Annotated in this window: 3 protein-coding genes; 1 reads left to right on the top strand and 2 read right to left on the bottom strand. The window is 74.1% G+C overall.

Annotation, left to right across the window (positions count from 1 at the left end; genetic code table 11):
* On the top strand, positions 1–1,875 hold a 1,875-nt coding region (locus AB0J52_RS31955), incomplete at its 5' end, for a hypothetical protein (RefSeq protein WP_500186515.1).
* A gap of 20 nt (positions 1,876–1,895) precedes the next feature.
* Here AB0J52_RS31955 and AB0J52_RS31950 read toward each other — a convergent pair.
* Positions 1,896–2,822 carry a carbohydrate kinase family protein gene (locus tag AB0J52_RS31950; protein WP_500186514.1) on the bottom strand — a complete coding sequence of 309 codons (927 nt, stop codon included), beginning with the start codon at positions 2,820–2,822 and terminating at the stop codon, positions 1,896–1,898.
* Positions 2,819–3,481 carry a hypothetical protein gene (locus AB0J52_RS31945; protein WP_500186512.1) on the bottom strand — a complete coding sequence of 221 codons (663 nt, stop codon included), beginning with the start codon at positions 3,479–3,481 and terminating at the stop codon, positions 2,819–2,821. The genes AB0J52_RS31950 and AB0J52_RS31945 overlap by 4 nt, the downstream gene beginning before the upstream one ends.
* Positions 3,482–3,657 lie beyond the last annotated feature (176 nt).

Below are 3,657 nucleotides of genomic sequence, written 5' to 3'. Positions count from 1 at the left end.
ATCGGCAAGACCACCGTGGCGCTGCACTGGGCGCACCGGCGGCACGGCGACTTCCCGGACGGCCAGCTCTACGCCGACCTGCGCGGACACGCGCCGGTCGAGCCCGCACTGCCGGCCGACGTGCTCGGCGGCTTCCTGCGCGCCCTCGGCGTCCCCTTCGACCGGATTCCAGTGGAGCTGGGGGAACGGGCGGCGCTGTACCGGTCGATGTCGGCGGACCGCCGCGTCCTGGTCGTGCTGGACGACGCGCTGTCGGCCGCGCAGGTGACGCCGTTGCTGCCCGCCTCGTCCGGCAGCCTGGCGCTGGTCACCAGCCGGTGGCGGCTGACCGGGTTGCTGGCGCGCGGGGCGCGCGGCATCCGGCTCGGTCCGCTCGGCGCGGGCGCGGCCCTGCGGCTGCTCGACCTGATGGTCGGCGCGGAGCGGATCGGCCGCGAACGCCACCACGCCGCCCGATTGGTAGAGCTGTGCGCGGGTTCGCCGCTGGCGTTGACGGTCGCCGCCGCGCGCCTCGCCAGCCGTCCGCGCTGGACGGTCGGAGAGATCGTGGACGCGCTGGGGGAGGAAAGGCGCCGGCTAACCGTCCTCACGGCGCGCGACATCCAGAGCGACGTCACGGTGGAGGCCGCCTTGGAGTTCTCACGCCGCACCCTGCCCGAACCTGCGCGGGGCCTGTACGCCCTGCTGGGCCTGTATCCGGGGGAGGCGTTCGACGCGTCCGTCGCGGCGGCGCTGGCATCCGTCGCGGTGGACGACGCGGCGCACGCTCTGGAGACGCTCGCCGACGCCAACCTGCTTGAGGAGATCTCGTCGGGGCGATACCGGTTCCATGAGCTGACCCGTTTGCACGCGCGTCAGACGGCTCATGAGTCGGTGTCGTCGGGCGATCGGGCCGCGGCACTGGAGCGCGCCGCGGCGTGGTGCCTGCGCACGGCACTCGCGGCGAGCGAGGCGATCGCCCCCTACCGGCGGCTCCGGGAGCCGGCGCCCGTCGAGGGCGTGCCCGCCGCGCGTGGGTTCGCGACATCGGCGGAGGCGCTGGACTGGTTGGACGTTGAGTTCAGCAGCCTGTACGCCGTCGCGTCCAGAGCCGAGGAGGACGGCCTCTACGAGGCGTGCTGGCTCCTGGTGGACGCGTCCTGGCCGCTGTTCGTCCATCGCGGGCACCGGGCGGAGCGGCTCGACTTCGAGGAACTCGGCCTCGACGCGGCCCGCGCCGCCCGTGACGCGGAGGCCGAGGCCAAGATGCTCAACCGGACGGGACTCACCCGCCGCGTCCTCGGTGACCTGGACGGAGCCGAGCAGAACTTCCTCGCCGCCCTCGGCATCTGGGAGCGGCTCGGCGACCGGCAGCGCGAAGGCGGGGCGATGCGCCGCCTCGGCCTCCTGGACGCGGACCGCAAACGCTGGGACTCGGTCGTCACCCGCTACACCAGTGCCCTCGCCATCTATCGGGGCCTGGGTGAGACCCGGCGCGCTGCGCGCATGCTCTGCGACCTGGGTTCGGTTCTGCTGGAGGCGCGGCGCGCGCAGGACGCCATCGACGTCCTCGGTGACGCACGCGACGCCTTGACCCAGGTAGACGCCCCCTACGACCTCGCCCGTACGATCCTCTTCCTCGCGCGCGCGAAGGCCGACGTCAGGGAGCGCGATGAGGCGGCGGAGCTGTTCGCCGACGCGCTCGCGCGGATGAGGACGATCGGTTCCGGCACGGGCACGGTCTCGGTACTCAGGGCGTACGCCGAGTTCGAGGCGGACGGCGGCGCCCCCGACACCGCCGTCCGCTTCCTCACCGAGGCCAGGCAGATCCTGACCGCGCTGGCCCTGCCGACCGAGGCCGTCGACCGCCGACTGACCGACCTCGCGGGCCCCTGACCCGTGGCCGCCGGGCCAGCTCAGTCCCACCGTCCGACCACGGTGCGCGGCGGACGGGCCTCGCACAGCACCGCCAACTCGTCCGGGCGGAGCGTCATAGCGGACGGCCGCCGAAACCCGATCTTCCAGCCCGCATGGACGACGCCCGCCCGCAGCGCGGCGACCGGGTCACGGGTGCGCAGCCATATGGCCAGGAAGGTCGAGAAGAGCGCGTCGCCCGCACCCGAGGTGTTCACCACCGGCCTACGGACCACGGCGGCCACCCGGACCAGTCGCCCGTCACGCAGCGCCACGGCCGCGCCGCGGTCGCCCATCCCGATCCCGAGAACGCCGCAGCGCGGGTAGCGGCGGAACACCTCCTTCGCCCAGACCGCGGGCTCGGGCAGGCGCTCGTGGCTGGCGAACACGATGTGGGCGTGCTCCAGCCACGGCCGGTTGTACTCGTTGTCCGGACCGTCGATCTGGTGCAGGTCAACCGCGATCGGTGCGCCCAGGCCGGCGGCGCGTCCGACCAGCGGGCGGAGAGGCCGGATGTTGGTCAGTACGAGCAGGTCCGCCCCGGACGCCTGCGCCCGCAGCGTCTCCCACGGGTAGACCTCGTGGTCGAGCGGAGCCAGGTACGGCAGGCCCATCCGCCGGCCCTGCTCGTTCACCAGGACGACGCCCGTGGTCGACACCGCCGTCCGTAGCACTCCCGGTCCGAGCAGTCCGAGCCGCGCGAGTTCCGCCCGGACGGCCGTCCCCGCGCCGTCGTCGCCGACGAGCGCGCAGAGCCGGACACGGTGGCCGAACGCCGTCTGCACGCGCGAGACGCTCAGCGCGACGCCGGAACATGAGAACTCCATCCACGACGGCTTGGACCGCGAGGCGTAGGCGACCGGGAAGTCCCGGACGCCGACCGTCGCGTACAGGCTCACGGCGCCCGCCACCAGCACCGTCGGGCTCATGAGGCCTCCCCCCAGGTCGCCGCTCCGTCAGCGCCCTCCTCTAGGGCGGTGATGAGCACGCGGCCGGTGGCCTCCAGGTGGGGACGGTCGCCGAAGGTGCCGAGGCGTCCGACGATCAGGACGCCTCGGCACAGGTCCCTGAGGGGCAGCCCGGCGGTCGTCCAGCAGTACAGGAAGGAGCCGTGGACGTCCGGCCACAGGTCCGGACCGAGGCGGGAGCGGCGCGGCGCGCTGCGGCTGCGGACGGTCGAGCCGCCGCGCAGCACCGCGACCTCCTCGTTCCCGGCCGGGCCGACCGCGAGCGAGCAGCCCGGATAGCGGCGCAGTACCGCGCCCAGCCGCTCGGAGGTGCTTTGGGACGGGCGCCTGACCCGTCCGGTCAGCACATCGGCGAACTCGCGGCGGGCCAGATCCGCCGTGTCGTCGTAGCGCGCCACGACGTGCGCGTCCAGCGCGGTGAGCGCGCCGGGCGGGCGGAGCTCGGCCGCATCCTCGTCGTCGCGGCCGGTGAACAGCGTCAGGCGGGGAGCGCGCAGCCCGCCGCCGCGCGGGATCATCAGCACGGCCGTCGTGCCCCGCGCCGGCGGATAGGGGGCGCGGCAGATCCGCAGCGGACGGTCCGGTTCGTAGGTCCGGACGAGCATCACCAGGTCGTTCATGGCGTCGTCCCGTTCACCGGGTCAGGAAGGGCGGGGAGGCGGGCGGCGCCGCCGGGACCGTCGGCGGTTGCGGGAGCCGCATCCGCCGGTAGACGAGCCGGCGCATCAGCCGGTCGAACCGGCCGGGGCGGGAGGTGTCTGATCACCAGGCCGTCCAGGTCAACGTCCTCGGTCGC

The organism is Spirillospora sp. NPDC049652, from assembly GCF_040675125.1.
Classification (GTDB): Bacteria; Actinomycetota; Actinomycetes; order Streptosporangiales; family Streptosporangiaceae; genus Spirillospora.
Note: the sequence above shows the minus strand (reverse complement) of the source record. Positions and strands in the feature narration are given on the sequence as shown.